This window comes from Corynebacterium sp. HMSC070H05 (genome assembly GCF_001837615.1).
Classification (GTDB): Bacteria; Actinomycetota; Actinomycetes; order Mycobacteriales; family Mycobacteriaceae; genus Corynebacterium; species Corynebacterium coyleae.
Genome location: NZ_KV833281.1, coordinates 1 through 18,579, shown reverse-complemented (window position 1 = coordinate 18,579; position 18,579 = coordinate 1). Strand labels below are relative to the sequence as shown.

At 62.1% G+C, this 18,579-nt stretch carries 19 protein-coding genes and 5 tRNA genes; 16 read left to right on the top strand and 8 right to left on the bottom strand.

Going from position 1 to position 18,579, the window contains the following annotated elements:
- Nucleotides 1–135 precede the first annotated feature (135 nt).
- Together HMPREF2617_RS01595 and HMPREF2617_RS01590 are read right to left on the bottom strand one after the other, a co-directional pair.
- On the bottom strand, nt 136–333 hold the full coding sequence (locus HMPREF2617_RS01595) for a DUF3073 domain-containing protein (RefSeq protein WP_070423032.1): 198 nt from the start codon (nt 331–333) through the stop codon (nt 136–138).
- Nucleotides 334–462: 129 nt separating this feature from the next.
- Nucleotides 463–1,521 carry a CAF17-like 4Fe-4S cluster assembly/insertion protein YgfZ gene (locus HMPREF2617_RS01590; RefSeq protein ID WP_070839302.1) on the bottom strand — a complete coding sequence of 353 codons (1,059 nt, stop codon included), beginning with the start codon at nt 1,519–1,521 and terminating at the stop codon, nt 463–465.
- A gap of 23 nt (nt 1,522–1,544) precedes the next feature.
- Between HMPREF2617_RS01590 and HMPREF2617_RS01585 the strand changes: the two genes are divergently transcribed.
- A complete protein-coding gene (locus tag HMPREF2617_RS01585) occupies nt 1,545–2,441 on the top strand; it encodes an aminodeoxychorismate lyase (RefSeq protein WP_070839300.1) in 897 nt (298 codons plus the stop codon).
- A 6-nt stretch (nt 2,442–2,447) separates the two neighbouring features.
- Here the strand turns inward: HMPREF2617_RS01585 and HMPREF2617_RS01580 are convergent, their stop codons facing one another.
- Both HMPREF2617_RS01580 and HMPREF2617_RS01575 read right to left on the bottom strand, forming a co-directional pair.
- Nucleotides 2,448–3,113 carry a heme-binding beta-barrel domain-containing protein gene (locus HMPREF2617_RS01580; protein ID WP_070482164.1) on the bottom strand — a complete coding sequence of 222 codons (666 nt, stop codon included), beginning with the start codon at nt 3,111–3,113 and terminating at the stop codon, nt 2,448–2,450.
- Nucleotides 3,106–3,831 carry an LmeA family phospholipid-binding protein gene (locus tag HMPREF2617_RS01575; protein WP_070839298.1) on the bottom strand — a complete coding sequence of 242 codons (726 nt, stop codon included), beginning with the start codon at nt 3,829–3,831 and terminating at the stop codon, nt 3,106–3,108. Before HMPREF2617_RS01575 ends, HMPREF2617_RS01580 begins: the two co-directional genes overlap by 8 nt.
- Before the next feature lie 31 nt (nt 3,832–3,862).
- Between HMPREF2617_RS01575 and mshD the strand changes: the two genes are divergently transcribed.
- The 5 genes from mshD (at nt 3,863) to pstB (ending at nt 8,857) form a co-directional block, all read left to right on the top strand.
- Nucleotides 3,863–4,744 carry a mycothiol synthase gene (gene mshD, locus HMPREF2617_RS01570; RefSeq protein ID WP_070839295.1) on the top strand — a complete coding sequence of 294 codons (882 nt, stop codon included), beginning with the start codon at nt 3,863–3,865 and terminating at the stop codon, nt 4,742–4,744.
- A gap of 160 nt (nt 4,745–4,904) precedes the next feature.
- Nucleotides 4,905–6,023, top strand: a complete 1,119-nt coding sequence (pstS, locus tag HMPREF2617_RS01565) for a phosphate ABC transporter substrate-binding protein PstS (RefSeq protein WP_070839286.1) — start codon at nt 4,905–4,907, stop codon at nt 6,021–6,023.
- Between the two features lie 100 nt (nt 6,024–6,123).
- A complete protein-coding gene (pstC, locus tag HMPREF2617_RS01560; protein ID WP_083308823.1) occupies nt 6,124–7,107 on the top strand; it encodes a phosphate ABC transporter permease subunit PstC in 984 nt (327 codons plus the stop codon).
- A gap of 15 nt (nt 7,108–7,122) precedes the next feature.
- The gene (pstA, locus tag HMPREF2617_RS01555) at nt 7,123–8,043 is read left to right on the top strand and encodes a phosphate ABC transporter permease PstA (RefSeq protein ID WP_070839283.1); all 921 of its coding nucleotides are present in this window, start codon (nt 7,123–7,125) and stop codon (nt 8,041–8,043) included.
- A gap of 37 nt (nt 8,044–8,080) precedes the next feature.
- Complete coding sequence (gene pstB / locus HMPREF2617_RS01550) at nt 8,081–8,857, top strand: phosphate ABC transporter ATP-binding protein PstB (RefSeq protein WP_070450732.1); 777 nt, start codon at nt 8,081–8,083, stop codon at nt 8,855–8,857.
- On the opposite strand, the gene HMPREF2617_RS01545 is transcribed toward pstB, so the two are convergent.
- Together HMPREF2617_RS01545 and dusB are read right to left on the bottom strand one after the other, a co-directional pair.
- Nucleotides 8,854–9,579 (bottom strand): phosphate signaling complex PhoU family protein, encoded by a 726-nt coding sequence (locus tag HMPREF2617_RS01545; protein WP_070614156.1) that lies wholly within the window; start codon nt 9,577–9,579, stop codon nt 8,854–8,856. The genes pstB and HMPREF2617_RS01545 overlap by 4 nt on opposite strands.
- A 27-nt stretch (nt 9,580–9,606) precedes the next feature.
- Nucleotides 9,607–10,767, bottom strand: coding sequence for a tRNA dihydrouridine synthase DusB (gene dusB / locus HMPREF2617_RS01540; protein ID WP_070423042.1), 1,161 nt, complete (start codon nt 10,765–10,767; stop codon nt 9,607–9,609).
- Nucleotides 10,768–10,957: 190 nt separating this feature from the next.
- Between dusB and HMPREF2617_RS01535 the strand changes: the two genes are divergently transcribed.
- The 8 genes from HMPREF2617_RS01535 to HMPREF2617_RS01500 all read left to right on the top strand — a co-directional run bounded on the left by HMPREF2617_RS01535 (nt 10,958) and on the right by HMPREF2617_RS01500 (nt 14,446).
- Nucleotides 10,958–12,466, top strand: coding sequence for an acetyl-CoA hydrolase/transferase family protein (locus HMPREF2617_RS01535; RefSeq protein ID WP_070423043.1), 1,509 nt, complete (start codon nt 10,958–10,960; stop codon nt 12,464–12,466).
- 70 nt (nt 12,467–12,536) lie between these two features.
- Nucleotides 12,537–12,609, top strand: a tRNA-Lys gene (locus tag HMPREF2617_RS01530).
- A gap of 107 nt (nt 12,610–12,716) precedes the next feature.
- Nucleotides 12,717–13,523, top strand: coding sequence for a zinc transporter ZupT (gene zupT, locus HMPREF2617_RS01525; protein WP_070839280.1), 807 nt, complete (start codon nt 12,717–12,719; stop codon nt 13,521–13,523).
- 58 nt (nt 13,524–13,581) lie between these two features.
- Nucleotides 13,582–13,654: transfer RNA gene (locus tag HMPREF2617_RS01520), tRNA-Glu, on the top strand.
- A gap of 1 nt (nt 13,655) precedes the next feature.
- A tRNA-Asp gene (locus HMPREF2617_RS01515) sits at nt 13,656–13,732 on the top strand.
- A 190-nt stretch (nt 13,733–13,922) separates the two neighbouring features.
- Nucleotides 13,923–13,996 (top strand) — tRNA-Asp (locus HMPREF2617_RS01510).
- Nucleotides 13,997–14,013: 17 nt separating this feature from the next.
- Nucleotides 14,014–14,086: transfer RNA gene (locus HMPREF2617_RS01505), tRNA-Phe, on the top strand.
- Nucleotides 14,087–14,146: 60 nt separating this feature from the next.
- Entirely contained in the window at nt 14,147–14,446 is a 300-nt protein-coding gene (locus tag HMPREF2617_RS01500) for a GNAT family N-acetyltransferase (protein WP_070423045.1), read from the top strand.
- On the opposite strand, the gene epsC is transcribed toward HMPREF2617_RS01500, so the two are convergent.
- Nucleotides 14,443–15,033: a serine O-acetyltransferase EpsC gene (epsC, locus tag HMPREF2617_RS01495; RefSeq protein ID WP_070839277.1), complete on the bottom strand. Its 591-nt coding sequence runs from the start codon at nt 15,031–15,033 to the stop codon at nt 14,443–14,445. The genes HMPREF2617_RS01500 and epsC overlap by 4 nt on opposite strands.
- Before the next feature lie 110 nt (nt 15,034–15,143).
- Nucleotides 15,144–16,079, bottom strand: coding sequence for a cysteine synthase A (gene cysK / locus HMPREF2617_RS01490; protein ID WP_070839275.1), 936 nt, complete (start codon nt 16,077–16,079; stop codon nt 15,144–15,146).
- Between the two features lie 280 nt (nt 16,080–16,359).
- On the opposite strand from cysK, the gene ramA reads away from it, so the two are divergent.
- Both ramA and murA read left to right on the top strand, forming a co-directional pair.
- Nucleotides 16,360–17,205 (top strand): acetate metabolism transcriptional regulator RamA, encoded by an 846-nt coding sequence (gene ramA / locus HMPREF2617_RS01485; RefSeq protein ID WP_070815767.1) that lies wholly within the window; start codon nt 16,360–16,362, stop codon nt 17,203–17,205.
- Between the two features lie 47 nt (nt 17,206–17,252).
- On the top strand, nt 17,253–18,509 hold the full coding sequence (gene murA / locus HMPREF2617_RS01480; RefSeq protein WP_070839305.1) for a UDP-N-acetylglucosamine 1-carboxyvinyltransferase: 1,257 nt from the start codon (nt 17,253–17,255) through the stop codon (nt 18,507–18,509).
- Nucleotides 18,510–18,579 lie beyond the last annotated feature (70 nt).

The window sequence follows — 18,579 nt, the reverse complement described above, 5'->3', positions numbered from 1 at the left end:
GTCTGGTTGCACAAACACAGAGCTAGACGACCAGGGAAAACAGCAGGCCAGGACCGTCGAGCAGAAGCGCAGAAGGCCCCAGGCAACGCAAAAGCACCCCGAGCGAGCGGGGTGCACTTTTACGTGAAGGGTGGACTAGCGGTCGTCGTCCTCATCCCAGTTGGCGTAGTCGGCGTACTGGTCGTCCACCTCGGAGTCGTCGTCATCCCACCTGCGGCCCGGGGTCTTCCCTGCAAGCTCGCGTTGGAGCGAGGCGAGATCCATTTCAGGAGTGTTGTACTTCAGCTGGCGAGCAACCTTGGTCTGCTTGGCTTTTGCGCGTCCGCGGCCCATGGCGTGACCCCCTTGAGGTGGTTCTGGGCGGCCCATGTGTGGGCGGCCTCTTATGATTCTTCGTTATTTTCCTGTAGGACACTATAGCTTGAGTATCTTAAAAATGCCCCTTAGGTGTCCCACCTGCGGTTATTTTGGCGTCATGCCGCCACGACGAAGCTGATCAACAGCTTTGCGGCCCGCACGTTCACCCTCATCTTGTGGCAACGAGGAGGGGTCGACGGAGGCTGCAGCGCCCTGGATTTCGAGGGGAACCTCCAACGCGGAACGCTTCACTAGGGCGAGAGCCACCGGGCCTTCGTCGGCATCGTGTACGACGGTGCCGAGTCGGCCGACGTTTCGTCCGCCGGCGGTGATCTCCGCACCGGGCACTGGTTCTTCAGGGGCGGAGCCATCGAGCTGGAGTTTGACCAGCAGGCGCGGGGATCGGCCGAGGTTTTCCACTCGGGCAACGGTTTCCTGGCCGCGGTAGCAGCCCTTCTCCAGGTGAACCGCGCCAATGTGGTCGCCGCGGTTGATCAGGTAGGGGGCTTCGTGGGGGATGGAGCGCTCGTCGAGGTCGGCGCGCTGCTCCGGTTCGCCGGCGGCGACGCGCAGGGCGGTAAACGCCATCAGACCGGCCAGTGGAAACTGTTCGGCGATCGCGTTGAGTTGCTCGCGGGGGATAGCGACGTCAGTGCGGCATGCCCCACCCCAGCCATCAATCACGCGGGTGAACACGGCGCCCTCAACCTGGGCAGCAGCAGGGCCGAGCAGCGTGACCACAGCAAGATCGGTTTGCTCCACGGTCACCTCGGACCAGAACACCATGCGCTGCAGATAGGTCAGCAGGCTTTCTGCCTGGTAGGAGGGGGTGTCCAGGTAAAACACGTCATCGGCTACGGCGATATCGGCGTGGTGCAGGATGCGCCCCTGTGCGTTGAGGTCGAGGGCGGAGGCGGTGAACCCGGAGGTGGCGTCGTCAAGCTTTTGCGATAGCAGGTTGTTGAGGAACCCCGGCGCATCAGGGCCGGACACCGCAATGACGGCGCGGTTAGAGCGGTCGACGGCGACGGTATCTCTGGTGGCCTTGCGTTGTTCCCCCAACGGATCGCCGTAGTGCCAGGCGACGCCGGTGGCGTCGAGAAGCGAATCGCCCGGAAGCTCCGCAGCACCCGGCTTGGCCAAAAGAACCGATGCGTAACCCATGGGCGCCTATCATAGGGGGCATTATGTCTATTGCACCGCTCGCGCCTGCGCCCGTGATCTACCTCGTCGAACCGTACGGCGGGTCCGTACGCCGCCAAAACACCAACATGCCCCACGTGTTCTGGGACGATGCGGTGGTCACGCGCGGCGATGGGATCTTTGAAAGCATCCTCATTCGAGATGGCAAACCGCTCAACCTGGAGAAGCATCTCGAGCGCTTCGCCCGGTCGGCGGAACTGATGGATCTGCCGGAGCCGGGCGCGGCCCACTGGGAGCGCGCCACCGAGGAGGCGGTCGCCGATTATTGCCGTGAGCGCGGCGGCACCGAAGGCGTGGAAGCGAAGTGCGTATGGACGCTCTCACGCGGCCGTGAAACCACCGGCGTTGCAACTGCTTGGCTGACCATACGCCCGCTTGACGACGACACCCTGGCACAACGCGAACGCGGCGTCTCTGTGCTCACTACCCCGCGCGGCTACACCGTCACGGGCGATGCGCCGTGGATGCGCGAAGGTGCGAAAACGCTCAACTATGCGGCGTCGATGGCGGCGCTGCGCTGGGCGAAAGCCGAAGGTGCGGACGATGTCATCTACATCGATCCCGACACCGGCCGCGTGCTCGAGGGGGTGACCTCGTCGGTGGTCATGGTGAAGAAGGGCGGGAGGTTGCGCACACCGGCACCGGGTCCGGGCGTGCTGGCCGGCACCACCCAAGCCGCCCTGTTTGAATACGCCGCCGAGCAGGGGTGGAAGTGCAAGGCGAAGGACATCTACCTCAACGAATTGTTCAAGGCGGAGTCGGTGTGGCTGGTGAGCTCCACGCGCATCGCCACCCGGGTAAAGCGCCTGGACGGCAAAAAGCTCCCCGCTCCCGACAATGAAGCCGAGATCAAGGAGCTGATTTCCGCGGCGCTGAGCTAACCGGGGCTAGCCCGCGATGCGCTTCAACTCTGCGGACATGTACGGCACCATCTCGCCGTTGACGGCGCGCTCGTCAACCCAGCCGAGGTTGTTGTTCGGCATCAGGCCGTAGAGGCGCTTGCCCGGACCGTGGGACTCCGGGCCGGTCTCCGTTGCGATGGTGGAGGCGCTGGTGAGCTGCCATGCACGCTCGTTGACAGGCGCGCCGTACATGATCTCGACCAAACCGCGGGAGTTGGTCAGGGTCACCTCGATTTCGTCCTTGAGAGAGATGCGCCAGAAGCCGACCTCGCGCTGGTCGGCGCCGGTGGCGTTGCCGTCCTCGTCGAGACGCCACATGCGCGACTCGAAGCGGAGGTAATTCTCACCGTCGTGGGAGACAACAAGGCGCTGGCCGAAGGCGTACTCATCGCCGTTGTCGTTGGCCTGGCCGGAGCCGGTCCACACGCCAACCAGCGGCAAAAGTGCGAGCAGGCCGTCGTGCAGGCTCGGGCCGAAGCGCAGGTTTGCGGTGTCGTCCTCGAGCGGGAAATCCTCAAAGTCGAACGTCGGGATATTGCGGTGCGCGGTCGACTTGGACTGCTCGGACGCAAGGTTGACGGCGTCGTTGCCGCTTAAGGTGGCCGGTTTCGGCGTGTTCTCGGTGTTTTCTACGTTCTTTTCTTCACTCATGGTGTCCAAGGGTAGCTGCTTGTCCCATGGGGTTGAGGTCCGCCGGGGCAAAGGCGGTGTTGATGCGGTCGCGCGAGAACTCAATCGAACCGCCGCGCAGCTGCACTCGGTCCGCTGGCCCGTCCAACGGCAGGGTGCGGGTGTCTAGATCGAGGGTGAACGCGGCCTGGGTTTCGGGGGAGGTGTCGTCGATAAGTTTGCTGGGGCGCATCTGGAAGATGCCGTCGATCAGGCGCAGCGTAACCACAACCGTCACCGGGTCTTCTGTACCGGGAACCGTGCCGGTGAGCCGGGCCTCGCTTGCGGCCCCGCCTGCGGGGGAGATGTCGTATGGGTTCGCGATGTCCAGGTCCGTGATGCCGAGGAGGGTTCCGAACCCGACGCCGTCGAGGCGCACCCGGCGGCGCACAAGGCGTGCCGTGCCCGATTCGAACTCGCCCGAAAGCGCTTCGCGTGGGTTGTCGAGGGCGAGGTCGAAAACGTCTACGCCGGTCGTCGCTACGCCTGGCCCATCGACGGCGGCATCGAGGTGTTCCACGCTCACACGTGAGACGTTGCCGGTGAGCAGCGACGCCGTGTACGGGAAACCACCCACGGACGCCTGGAAGCCGGGCTGGGCGACGGTGCGTTCCACGTTCGCGGCTACGACCGTGTCAGCGCCAGCCAGCACAGCCAGCGCCGCCGCTACGGCGACAGCCGCTTTCACACGTGCCCGCATCGTTTCCGCCCTCCGACGTACCCTCTAAGACATGACTGTCGACATCGTAAGCGCCACCCTGCCGGAAACCCTCGTCCGCCCCATTCTGGATGCCGCCCAATCCGAGGACGGCGTCGCCGCGTTCTCCGAGGCGTTCGAGCGCGGGCTTTTCGACGACACCCTCAACCACACCCACCTCATCGCCAAAACCGGCGATAAGACCGTTGCGGTTGCCGGCATCGCTGAAGACGGCTCCACCGAACTGGCCGTCCATCCTGAACGCCGCCGCCACGGCTACGGCCGCGCGCTGGTCCAGGGAGTGCTGGAGCGCAACGCCGACGCTGGCTTCTGGGCTCACGGCGACCTGCCCGCAGCGCAGGCGATGGCACGCGACCTCGGGATGGAGCCAGTGCGAGAACTGCTGGTCATGGGGACTGCGCTGGATGCTGACATGAAGGCGGAAGTGTGCGAGGGCTACGAGCTCGTGCAGTACCCGGAGTTGGTGTCGCGGTGGGGGCGTGAGGTCGTCGATAAGCAATGGCTCGAGGTGAACAACGACGCGTTCTCCTGGCACCCCGAACAAGGCGGCTGGGACATCGCGCAGCTGCACCGGGCGATGGACACCGACTGGTTCGACGCCGACGGCGTGTGGTTCCTCATCGCCGGCGATGAGATTGCGGGCTTCCACTGGACCAAACGACACCCGGATGGCACCGGCGAAATCTATGTCGTCGGCCTCTCCTCGAAGCACCGGGGGGAGGGAATGGGGGGACCGCTGATTCAAGCCGGGCTGAACTACCTTGCGGAGTGCGGATCCTCGCAGGTCATCCTCTATGTCGAAGGGGATAATGAGCCGGCGGTAAAGCGATACCGCCAGCTCGGCTTTGATACTCGCGAGCGCCACGTGGTCTACAAACCGGCCTCCAAAAAGTAGCGCTTGACCTGCGGTGTTAGCCAGGATTTTACGAGTTCACCAATAGTTCACCCAATCAGCAACCAGGGATTAACCGGCGCTGTCTAGGTTTTGTGTCGTAAGTGATCGGACATCTGCCTGGTGTTCCGGACCGAACAGTTAAATACCTGAAAGGTTCCCCGTGATTCGTAACTTCAAGCGCACCGCCGCAGTCATCGGCGTCGTAGCAGCCTCCTCCGCCACCCTCGTCGCTTGCGGCGGCTCCGACGACACCGAAGGTGCAGCAGGTACCGAAGCGGAATCCACCGCAACGGCCGAAAAGGGCGACTACGAGCTCTACGGCCAGCAGGGTGACATCCTCGCTGAGGGCGCATCCTCCCAGCAGAACGCCATCGACTACTTCGCCTCCGTCTACTCCGCAGAGGTTCCGGGCGCTTCCATCGCCTACACCCCTTCCGGCTCGGGCGCAGGCCAGAAGAACTTCATTGCCAACCAGGCTGTCTTCGCCGGCTCTGACTCGCCGCTGAAGGACGACCAGGTTGAGGCTGCTGCACAGCGCTGTGGCGGCAACGAGGCATGGCACCTGCCGTTCGTCATCGGCCCGGTTGCTATCGCCTACAACCTCGAGGGTGTCGACGAGCTCAACCTCACCGTGGACAACATCGTCGAGATCTTCCAGGGCGTCATCAAGACCTGGAACGACCCGAAGATCGCAGAGGCTAACCCGGGCGTTGAACTGCCGGACACCCCGATCAACGTCTTCTACCGCTCCGACGAGTCCGGCACCTCCGACAACTTCCAGAAGTTCCTCGCAGCCGCATCCGACGGCAAGTGGGAGTCCTCCGGCAAGGCGTTCCCGAACGCAGTGGGCACCGGCGCCAACGGCTCCTCCGGTGTGGCACAGGAAGTCTCCGCTACCGACGGTTCCATCACCTACGTCGAAGCTGGCTTCGCTGACAAGAAGGCCAACATCGACTTCGGCAACGGCCCGGTCGAGCTGACCAACGAGTCCGTGGCGAAGACCCTGGACAACCTGACCTTTAAGACTGAGGGTCACAACATGGTCGTCGACGCCGACGCCCTGTTCGCCACCGACACCGCCGGCGCTTACCCGCTGGTGCTGACCACCTACGAGATCGTCTGCTCCGCGGGCTACGACGAGGCAACCTCCAAGATGGTCAAGGACTTCCTCAACATCGCCCTCGACCACCAGGATGCAGAGCTCGAGGCTGAGGGCTTCATCCCGGTCACCGGCGCACACGCTGAGCGTCTGCGCGAGGCGATCAGCGCCATCCAGTAAGGCCAACCGGCCGACGACCCCCGACTGAGCTCAATGACATCGGGGGTCAATTGCTGTAGTCCACCCCGTTTCCCTCCATCTTTCCCAAGGATCCGAGCACATGGCTGACAATGACGTTGCGGTAGCGGAACGCACCGCACGGACCTCCGGACGCGTGAAGCGCCCCGGAGACCGGTTCTTCGAAATCTTCTCCACAGCATCTGCAACGCTGATCACCGTCCTCGTTGCTGCCATTGGTATCTTCCTGCTCGCGCAGGCGCTGCCACCGCTGATGCGTAACGACGGCGGCGTGCTCGGCTTCTTCACCTACGGTGGCCCGTGGCAGACCGCAGACCTGGACGCGATGCAGTTCGGTATTCCGAACCTGTTCTTCTCCACGGTGACCATCTCCATCATCGCGCTGATCATCGCGATGCCGGTCGCCCTCGGTGTTGCACTGTTCTTGTCCAACTACTGCCCGCAGCGCCTCGTGCGCCCGCTGGGCACCCTGGTGGACATGCTCGCCGCCGTGCCGTCGATCGTGTACGGCCTGTGGGGCGCACAGGTGCTCGGCCCGAAGCTGGGCAAGTTCTACGAGTGGGTCAACGGCTGGGGTGGCGATTTCTTCCTGTTCGCCACCTACCAAAACTCCCCGCCGTTCTCCACGGCCCGCAACGTCATGACCGGTGGCATTGTGCTCGCCATCATGATCCTTCCGATCATCGCGGCAACCGCCCGCGAGATCTTCGTACAGACCCCTCCGGGACAGATCGAGTCCGCACTTGCCCTCGGCGCAACGCGCTGGGAGGTCATCCGCATGACCGTCATCCCGTTCGGTCTGTCCGGCTTCATCGCAGGCTCCATGCTCGGCCTTGGCCGCGCACTGGGTGAGACCATGGCGCTGTACATGGCGGTTGCGCCGGCGAACGACTTCCGCGGTTCGCTTTTCGACGGCGGCACCACCTTCGCAACCGCCATCGCCAACGCCGCAGCCGAGTTCAACAACCCGGTGTCCGCCGGCGCCTACATCGCAGCAGGTCTGGTGCTGTTCCTGCTGACCTTCGTCGTCAACTCGATCGCGCGTGCGATCGTCAACAAGAAATAAGGAGCGGAGCGAAACATGTCTACTGCAGTATCCAAGCCGGCTGAGACAGCCCGCCCCGAAAACCCATTCATCGACATCGCCTCGAGCCGCAAAACCACAAACTCCATCATGGGTGGACTCATGTGGTTCTGCATGTTCCTCGCACTTGTCCCGCTGCTGTGGCTGCTGTTTACCGTGGTGTCCCGCGGCTGGCACGTCATCGTGGATCCGGCGTGGTGGACCTCCGACATGGTCGGTGTCCGCGCGTCCAAGGAGGGCGGCGGTGCGCTGCACGCGATCATCGGTACGCTCATGCAAACTCTGATCGCGTCGCTGATCTCCATCCCGATCGGTGTATTCACCGCGATCTACCTGGTTGAATACTCCAACGGAAACCGCCTGGGCAGGCTCACCACCTTCATGGTGGACATCCTTTCCGGTGTGCCGTCGATTGTTGCAGCACTGTTCGTCTACGCCCTGTGGATCACCATCCTGGGCCAGCAGCGCTCCGGTTTCGCTGTCTCCCTCGCACTGATCCTGCTCATGGTGCCGGTCGTTGTGCGTAACACCGAAGAGATGCTGCGCGTTGTGCCGATGGACCTGCGCGAAGCTTCCTACGCACTTGGTGTGCCGAAGTGGAAGACCATCGTGCGCATCGTGCTGCCGACCGCACTGTCCGGCATTGTCACCGGCATCATGCTGGCAATCGCCCGCGTGATGGGCGAATCCGCGCCGGTACTCATCCTCGTCGGCTCCACCCCGGCAATTAACTGGTTTGACATGTTTGACAAACCACAGTCCTCGCTGCCGCTGTACATGCTGGACATGTGGAAGTCCGGCGCCACCGGCCCGGCCAACGACCGACTCTGGGGCGCAGCACTGACGCTGGTCATCCTCGTTGTCACGTTGAATCTGCTCGCACGCTTCATCGCGAAGCGCTTCTCGGTCAAGAAGTAACAATCCCGCCCGCGTCCCCAGTCAGGAGAACTCACAGATGTCCACCAAGCTCGAACTCAACGACGTCAACATCTACTACGGCGACTTCCACGCCGTGCAGAACGTCAACATGGAAATCCCCGCCAAGTCGGTCACCGCATTCATCGGCCCGTCCGGCTGCGGTAAGTCCACCGTGCTGCGCACGATCAACCGCATGCACGAAGTCATCCCCGGCGCTTCCGTCAAAGGCCAGATTCTTCTCGATGGCCACGACATCTACGGCAAGAACGTCGACCCGGTCGCCGTGCGCAACACCATCGGCATGGTGTTCCAGAAGGCAAACCCCTTCCCAACAATGTCCATCGAGGACAACGTCGTCGCGGGCCTGCGCCTGGCGGGGGAGAAGGACAAGAAGAAGCTCAAGGAAGTCGCGGAGCAGTCCCTGCGCGGCGCGAACCTGTGGGACGAAGTGAAAGACCGTTTGGACAAGCCGGGTGGCGGCCTCTCCGGTGGTCAGCAGCAGCGCCTGTGCATCGCTCGTGCGATCGCGGTGCGTCCTGAGGTGCTGCTTATGGACGAGCCCTGCTCGGCCCTCGACCCCATCTCCACCCTTGCAGTGGAGGATCTCATCCACGAGCTGAAGGACCAGTACACGATTGTCATCGTGACCCACAACATGCAGCAGGCAGCCCGCGTGTCCGACAAGACCGCGTTCTTCTCGCTCGAAGCCACCGGCCGCCCGGGCCACCTGGTGGAGTTCAACGACACCACCACCATCTTCGAAAACCCGGAGCAGAAGGAAACCGAAGACTACATCTCCGGCCGCTTCGGCTAAGGCTTGCGGAACTTGCGCTCGATGGTGGCGAACTTCTCCAGATTCTCGTAATCAGGTTCGTCCCGCTGGCGCAAGTACGCCTCAGGCCTCAGGCCGGTGACCAGAAACACCATCTGGCCGGCAATATCTACGCAGCGGTCCGCGTAGCGCTCGTAGTAGCGCGAAATCATCGACAGGTCTACGGCCTCGCGAGTGGAGTATTCCCACTCCCGGTCGGAGACCAACGTGCTTAAGAACGCGCGCATGTCGTCGACGCCCTCGTCGATAGTGTGCAGCTCAACTGCCACATCCGGATCCGGATCATCCAACAATGCTCGGGTGGTGGCACCCATCGCAGCCACCAACCGGGTCATTTCCTCGACGTAGCCGTGCAGCGGCGGCGGATACACCGACGCGGGGTGGCGCTGGCGCACCAGGACTGCAATGTTGCGGGCGAGCGAACCCATGCGTTCGAAATATTCCACTAGGTGGATCGCAGCCAGCACCTGACGCAGGTCAGTCGCCACAGGGTTCTGCAGCGCGAGCAAGCGCATGCTTCGCTCCTCACACCGTTCGCCGATTTCTTTGAGTTCGTCGATCAGGGTCAGGGCCGTTTCGGCGTCATCGAGTGACTGCTCAAGAAGGCCCTTCGACGCGTGCTCCATGATGGTGCGCACCGTGTCGCACATGGTCATGAGGTCCTGGTTGAAGGCCTCCAGAGTCTCTCGGTAGGCGGCTCTCAGCATGCGCTTCATGCTACGCGCTCGCAGTTAACCACCGTTATTCTCAATTTCTGCACCTTCCGGCACGGTGTCGTCCTCCGGATCATCCAGCCACCCCTCCGGCAGGGCAATCTTGCCGGCAGAACCCTGACGGCCACGCGCGTCATCCGCATGCTCGGCCATTGCTTCAGAATCCGCGATGGGGGCGAGGCGCTCCTTCAACTCCGCAAGAGACGTCACTTGGGCAAGCGACTTGCGGAATTCCCCGCCTACCGGGAAACCACGCATGTACCAGCCGGTGTGCTTGCGGATGTCGCGGCACGCGTGGTGCTCACCGTCGTGCTCTGCCAACAGCTCTGCGTGGCGGTAGATGATGCTGGCTACCTTGCCCAGGGTCGGCTCCGGCGGGATCTCCTCGCCGCGCAACTGCGCGCCCAGTTGCGCGAACAGCCACGGGCGCCCAAGGCAGCCGCGGCCGACCTCCACGCCGTGGCAGCCGGTTTGCTCCATCATTTTCGCCGCATCGTCGGCGGCGAAGATGTCGCCGTTGCCGATTACCGGCACGCCGGTACCGTCCATGTGCTCCACAAGGCGGCCGATTTCGTCCCAGTGCGCCGCGCCCGAGTAACGCTCCGCACCAGTGCGGGCGTGCAAGGCAACGGCGGCGGCACCCGATTCGGCAGCAATGCGTCCGGCATCCAGGTGCGTGTGGTGGTCTGCGTCAATGCCGATGCGGAACTTCACCGTAATTGGAATGCCGGAGCCTTCCGCAGCGCGCACCGCGGCGCTGACGATGTTGCCGTACAGACGGCGCTTGTATGGGATCGCACAGCCTCCGCCCTTGCGCGTGACCTTCGGCACTGGGCAGCCGAAGTTCATATCCACGTGATCGGCGATATCTTCCTCGACGATCATCCGCACAGCTTCATACGTGAACTTGGGGTCCACCGTGTACAGCTGCATCGACCGCGGCGTTTCCACATCCGCGAAGGTGGTCATGTGCATCGTCTTCTCGTTGCGAGCCACCATTGCGCGCGCTGTGATCATTTCGCAGACGTACAGCCCCGAGGATGTGCCGGTGAGTTCCTCCTCGATCTCCCGGCATAGCACACGAAACGGCATGTTGGTCACCCCGGCCATCGGCGCGAGGATGACGGGGGAGTTCAGATCGATGCCGCCGATAGTTAAGGCGGGGGCTGCGGTAGTCATAGTTCTGCCTATTGTTCACGCCCGTTGTCGCCCCGTCCAATCGTGGTTGCTACGCCCGTTCGGGGGTGATTTGGGCGTCGATAAGCATTTGCTTTGCGACGAGACCACACACCCTCATGGCAATGAGTGATGGGTCACAATATGGTGGGGGTGTTACCTGAACGGATTTAACAGGATTGAGGGAGATCACATGAGCGATCGTATTGCTTCCGCCAAGTTGCGTGACAAGGTCATGACCGCCGAAGAGGCCGTCCAGTTTGTCAACCACGGCGACAAGGTTGGTACTTCCGGCTTCACCGGTGCGGGCTACCCGAAGGCCATGCCGGCCGCAATTGCAGAGAAGGCAAAGGCCGCCCATGCGAAGGGGCAGGACTTCTCCATCGACTTGTACACCGGCGCCTCCACGGCACCGGAGTGCGACGGCGTCCTCGCTGAGGCAGGCGCGCTGCGTTACCGCATGCCGTACCAGTCTGACCCGACCATGCGTAACAAGATCAACGCTGGCGAGATGAAGTTCCAGGACATTCACCTGTCCCACTCCGGCATGATGGTCGAGCAGGGCTTCTTCGGTGACGTTGACCTCGCCATCGTCGAGGCAGTGCGCATCACCGAAGAGGGCAACATCGTCCCGTCTTCCTCTGTTGGTAACTCCGTGGAGTTCCTCAACGCAGCCAAGAAGATCATCATCGAGGTCAACTCCTGGCAGTCCGAGGAGCTCGAGGGCATGCACGACATCTGGCTCGTGCCGCCGCTGCCGAACCGTATCCCGATCCCGATCACCAAGGCCGGCGACCGCATCGGCAAGACCTACATCGAGATCGACCCGGAGAAGGTCGTCGCAGTCATCGAGACCAACGACGCTGACCGCAATGCACCGTTCAAGGCACCGGACGAGGTCTCCGAGCAGATCGCAGGCAACTTCCTCGACTTCCTGGAGAACGAAGTCAAGGCCGGCCGCCTCACCTACGACGGCTACGTTATGCAGTCCGGCGTGGGCAACGTCCCGAACGCCGTGATGGCAGGCCTGATGGACTCCAAGTTTGAGAACATCCAGGCCTACACCGAGGTCATCCAGGACGGCATGGTCGACCTGATTGACGCCGGCAAGATGACCGTCGCCTCCGCAACCTCCTTCTCCCTGTCGCCCGAGTACGCAGAGAAGATGAACAACGAGGCATCCCGCTACCGCGAGTCCATCATCCTGCGCCCGCAGTCCATCTCCAACCACCCGGAGGTCATCCGCCGCACCGGCCTGATCGCCTCCAACGGCATGATCGAGGCGGACATCTACGGCAACGCCAACTCCACCCACATCAACGGCTCCCGTCTGATGAACGCCCTGGGCGGCTCTGGCGACTTCACCCGCAACGCCTACATTTCCTCGTTCATCTCCCCGTCCGTGGCCAAGGATGGCGCCATCTCCGCAATCGTGCCGATGGTTTCCCACGTCGACCACACCGAGCACGACGCCATGGTCTTCATCACCGAGTACGGTGTCGCCGACCTGCGTGGCCTCGCCCCGCGTGATCGTGTGGCAAAGATGATCTCCATCGCCCACCCGCAGTACCGTCCGCTGCTGGAGGAGTACGTCGAGCTCGCCGCGAAGTGCAAGTACCAGGCAACCCCGCACGACCTGCGCCACGCCTTTGACTTCCACACCCGCATCCAGGAGACTGGCACCATGCTGAAGGAGAACTAAAACCTCCTTCCGGCGCGCGTGCAGGGCGATTACCGCACGCGCGCACATGGGGGCTACACTTAGCCCCCGCGGGCCTTTAGCTCAGTTGGTAGAGCTACGGACTTTTAATCCGCAGGTCGTGGGTTCGATCCCCACAGGGCCCACCGTGAGCCCCGGCTAACGCCGGGGCTTTTCGCGTTCTTGGGCCCCCTTCTGTGCCGGGTTGATGGGTTTGCGAGTGCCACAAGGTGGAACCAGCTAACCTGCGCGTATGGATATCAGTACCGCCACGCCCACAGCCGTCGGCATCGCCTTGGGGATCTCGTTGTTGGCCGGGCTATCCACTGGCTTCGGCGGGCTGATCGTCGCCCTGAAACGTGCTCCGGGCGCGGGTTTTCTCGCTGGGGCGCTTGGGTTCTCGGCCGGTGTGATGGTCTACATCTCGTTTGTCGAGCTGCTGCCTCAAGGAATCGAGGGGCTCGTTGAAGCAGGCAGCCCTCGTGCGGAACTCTGGGGTACCGTCGCCTTCTTCGCGGGAATCGGGCTGATCGCGCTTATCGACCGCCTCGTGCCCGAAGAGATCAACCCCCACGAAGAACCCTCGGAAAGTGGGGTCAGTAAAGCACAGTTACGCAACGTGGGTGTCCTCAGTGCCGTTGCCATTGCCATCCACAACTTCCCGGAAGGGTTTGCCACGTTTGCCGTAGCGCTCGCGGATCCAGCCCTTGCTATCCCTCTCGCGGTGGCGATTGCGATCCACAACATCCCGGAAGGCATCGCGGTCGCGGTTCCTCTGCGGGAGGCCACTGGATCCCGCCGCAAAGCCGCCTGGTGGGCCACCCTGTCGGGCCTAGCGGAGCCGTTGGGTGCCATCGTGGGGTATTTGCTTCTCCAGCCGTTCCTGGGGCCACAGTCGCTCGGTATCACTTTCGCTGCAATCGCCGGCATCATGGTCTTCGTCAGCCTGGACAAACTGCTGCCCACAGCAATCCAAACCGGCAAACACCACACCGCGATTTACGGGATGATTGTCGGCATGATTGTGATGGCATTCAGTCTGCTCATTTTGCCGGGCTAGCAGGCTATTTGGAGGAAATGGCGTACCTAGCTTATGATGAGCGGGCTGTCTTTTCAGCGCCCCCATCGTCTAGAGGCCTAGGACTCCGCCCTTTCACGGCGGCAACACGGGTTCGAATCCCGTTGGGGGTACGGCCCTGTGGCGCAGTTGGTTAGCGCGCCGCCCTGTCACGGCGGAGGTCGCGGGTTCAAGTCCCGTCAGGGTCGCCATCACGCCCCGAGGTTTTCCTCGGGGCGTTTTGCTTTGCGACGATGCCGTGCACGCAATCGTCGCAAAGCAACGCCCTGAAATAGTGATTGAGCAGGCGATTTGTCTGCCATGGTGAGGTCTGTGTAATGTATCAACTCGTGCAAGCGACAGTGTGAACACACTGAGGTGAGTGCGAAATAACAACATATTGGCCCTGTGGCGCAGTTGGTTAGCGCGCCGCCCTGTCACGGCGGAGGTCGCGGGTTCAAGTCCCGTCAGGGTCGCAGAACCGTAAGGTTCTGGCCAGATAGCTCAGTTGGTAGAGCACACGCCTGAAAAGTGTGGGGTCGCCAGTTCGATCCTGGCTCTGGCCACATCAGAAACGCCTCTTTCGCAATAATGCGGAAGGGGCGTTTCGCGCTATAGTCGGGCCCATGTCTGCAACACCTGAAAGCACTGTGCGCAAGAACGAGGCAGAAGGCCAGTACGAAATCCTCGTCGGCGACGAGGTCGCGGGCTACGCCACCTACACTGACCAAGACGGTGTCCGGGACCTGCCACACACCGTGGTGGATCCGAAGTTCCGCGGACAAGGCCTGTCCAAGCCTCTGATGAAATACGCGCTCGACGACGCCCGCGCCGACGGCATGCTGGTTACCCCCACCTGCCCGGCGGTTGAGCGCTACATCGAAAGCAACCCCGAATACGCCGACCTCGTCGCGGCCGAAGACTAAATGATGTAGTCGCCCTTGTTGACGTAGCAGTCCGGGTCCACCAAACGCGCCCGCTCATCCGTCTTCCGGGGGCGAATCTTCGCCGGAATCCCCACGGCAATCGAATGGGGCGGCACATCCTTCGTCACAACCGCATTCGCGCCGACAGCGGAACCCTCACCGATAACCACGGGGCCGAGCACCTTCGCGCCAGCGCCAATAGTGACGTTGTCGCACACCGTCGGGTGACGCTTCGTTTGCGTAAGCACCTGACCACCCAACGTCACGCCGTGGTAGAGCATGACGTTGTCACCGATCTCCGCGGTCTCCCCAATCACGATCCCCATACCGTGATCGATGAAAAACTTGCGCCCAATCGTCGCGCCCGGGTGAATCTCAATACCGGTAAGGAAACGATTGGCCTGCGCCAAAACACGTGCCGCGCCCTTCCAGCCGCGCTTCCACATGACGTGGCAGACACGGTGCATCCAAATGGCATGCAACCCGGAATAGACAACAGCGTTCTCAACATCGCCTCGCGCCGCAGGATCATGATCGCGGGCGTTGGCTAGATCTTCGCGGATGGTCGACACCACAGATTTGGCCATAGAAAGCATGGCGTGCAGTGTACCAACCTGTTCATTTGGGCCGACAATAAAAATTCCCCTCCCTGCCAGCGATGGTGTGGTGGCGGGGAGGGGAGTCGTCGATAAGCAGATTAGTCGCGAATGTCCTCGTAAAGGATCGTGGAGACATAGCGCTCGCCGAAGTCCGGAATGATCACCACGATCGTCTTGCCCGCGTTCTCCTCGCGGGAGGCCAACTCAAGGGCTGCCTTCACGTTCGCGCCGGCAGAGATGCCGCCGAGGATCGCGTCCTTGATCGCCAGTTCGCGAGAAGTAGACACGGCATCCTCGTTACTGACAGCGATGATCTCGTCGACAACCGTGCGGTCCAGCGTGCCCGGTACAAAGTTTGCGCCGAGGCCCTGGATCTTGTGCGGGCCAGCCTCGCCCTTGGACAGCAGCGGGGAAGCAGCCGGCTCAACCGCGACGGCCTTCACATCAGCCTTCTGCTCCTTGAGGTACTTGCCAGCGCCCGAAATCGTGCCACCGGTACCAACGCCAGCGACGATGAAGTCAACCTCGCCGTCAGTGTCGTTCCAGATCTCCGGGCCGGTGGTGGCGTAGTGGATCTTCGGGTTTGCTTCGTTCTCAAACTGACGGGCCAGGATAGCGCCCTCGTTCTTCTCGACGAGCTCGTTCGCCTTCTCCACAGCACCCTTCATGCCAGCGGCACCCGGGGTAAGCACGATCTCCGCGCCGTACGCGCGCAGCAGCACGCGACGCTCGGTGGACATCGTCTCCGGCATGGTCAGGATGACCTTGTAGCCCTTCGCTGCACCCGCGAGAGCGAGTGCGATACCGGTGTTGCCGGAGGTTGCCTCGACGATGGTGCCGCCAGGCTTGAGCTCGCCGGAGGCCTCGGCAGCCTCGACGATTGCCTTGCCGATGCGGTCCTTGACCGAGTTCGCAGGGTTGTAAAACTCGAGCTTCGCAAGAACTCGAGCCTTCGAGTTCTCGGTGATGCCCTGCAGCTCCACGAGCGGGGTGCCGCCGATGAGGTCGAGGACGTTCTTTGCAATCTTCGCCATGATGCTCCTTTAAACACGTTGATTGTTGGAGTTGCTGCCAGACAGCATACACGCCACGCTAGACAGGACGGTATAGATCTACTGAACCGATAGGTACGGGGGAGGGTTTGAAATTGCGACTTGCCCGATTGGGCTCGACTTTCCTGTGGCTCCATATCGGCGGGGCTAAATTTTGCTACCCCCGTTCGCGCGTTATGATGGTGAAGATTTTCGGCCAAGTTCAACTCCGGGTGAGCCCAAACGGGTGACCCCGGTTCGTGGAAGGCAAACAGGTATGACGATGGACGCGCAGCGCATCAAAGACGACGACGATGCGATCCGTGCGGCACTCACCGCGTTGAAGACCACGACGGGCATCCCTGTCGCCATGTACGGAACACTCATCGCGGACAACCGACTGCAGATCACCCAGTGGATCGGACTGCGAACCCCTGCGCTGCAGAACCTCACGCTCGACGCCGGGACGGGCGTCGGCGGACGTGTAGTCAACACTCGCCGTGCCGCGGGTGTCTCTGACTACACGCGTGCGAACACCATTTCGCACGAGTACGACAAACAGATTCAAGATGAGGGACTGCACTCGATCGTGGCGGTGCCGGTCATTGTCAACCGCGAAGTCCGTGGCGTTCTCTATGTTGGTGTCCACTCGCCTGTCCGCCTCGGGGAGAAGGTCATTGAGGAAGTCACCATGACTGCACGCTGCCTCGAGCAGGAGCTTGCGATTAACGCAGCGCTTCGCTCTGGCGACGGTGTAGGTGACCGTGCAGGCGCCAAGGGCGGCCGTCAGATGAGCGGTGCCGAATGGGAGCAGGTGCGCTCCACCCACTCGAAGCTGCGCATGTTGACCAATCGTGTAGACGACGAAGACCTGCGCAAGGAGCTTGAGCAGCTTTGCGAGCAGCTGGTTTCCCCAGTGCGCGTGAAGCAGACGACGAAGCTCTCCGCCCGCGAGCTCGACGTGCTGTCCTGTGTGGCGCTGGGCCACACCAACGTTGAGGCGGCCGAAGAGATGGGTATCGGTGCTGAGACGGTGAAGTCCTACCTGCGAAGCGTGATGCGCAAGCTTGGTGCTCACACCCGCTATGAAGCGGTGAACGCGGCACGCCGTATTGGCGCGCTTCCCTAACCCTTGACGTTCTGGAGCGCCCCGCAGAGTTCGGTACTGTTGTGGGCGTGAAAGAACGTTTTTTGGTCACAGGTGGAACGCGACTCGAAGGCCTAGTGCACGTCGGGGGTGCGAAAAACAGTGTCCTCAAACTTATGGCAGCAGCGCTGCTGACCGAGGGCACGACGACACTTCGCAACTGCCCTGAGATTCTCGACGTCCCGCTCATGGGCGACGTCCTCGTCGGCCTTGGTTGTGAAGTGGAGATTGAAGGCGATGTCGTACGCATCACAACACCCGCTGAACTGTCCCCACATGCCGACTTTGACGCGGTCCGACAGTTCCGCGCTTCTGTGGCGGTGCTGGGGCCTCTCGTCGCAAGGTGTACTGAGGCGTACGTTGCGCTCCCAGGGGGCGACGCCATCGGTTCGCGCCCTCTGGACATGCATCAATCAGGGTTGGAAAAGCTCGGTGCGACGACCCATATCGAACACGGCGCGGTTGTTGCACGTGCTGAGAAGCTCTGCGGCGCCGCAATCGAGCTCGACTTCCCGTCGGTCGGCGCTACCGAAAACATTGTCACGGCAGCAGTGCTTGCGGAAGGTCGTACGACCCTGGATAACGCCGCCCGTGAACCCGAGATCGTCGATCTTTGCGACATGCTCAACGCAATGGGCGCGAATATCACTGGCGCCGGCACATCCTGTATCACCGTCGACGGTGTGGAGAAACTACACCCCACTGAACGGACGGTGATCGGCGATCGCATCGTCGCTGGCACGTGGGCATATGCCGCGGCCATGACGCAGGGTGATGTCACCGTTACCGGCGTCGCGCCTGGTCACCTGCACCTCGCATTGGCGAAGTTGAAGCTCTCGGGTGCCGAGGTGGAGACCTACGACAACGGCTTCCGCGTGCAAATGCGTCAACGCCCGAAAGCCGTCGACTATCAGACGCTGCCGTTCCCGGGCTTCCCAACTGACCTCCAGCCGATGGCGATCGCCCTGTCTGCAGTGGCAGACGGCGTTTCCGTCATTACTGAGAATGTCTTCGAAGCACGCTTCCGCTTTGTCGACGAAATGATGCGCCTTGGTGCCGACGCCAACGTCGACGGCCATCACGTAATGATCCGAGGCGTGGAAAGCCTGTCATCAACCGACGTGTGGTCTTCGGACATCCGTGCAGGTGCCGGTCTAGTTTTGGCTGGTCTTGTGGCAGACGGCGTCACCACAGTTCACGATGTGCACCACATCGACCGCGGCTACCCGGAGTTTGTTGAGAACCTCAACAGGCTTGGGGGTCATGTAGAACGTGTTAACGACTAGGCATTTACCCGCAGTAACCTGCGGGTTTGTGTTTATGTTTGGGTGTGTGTAACTTAATCCCAGTCAGCGA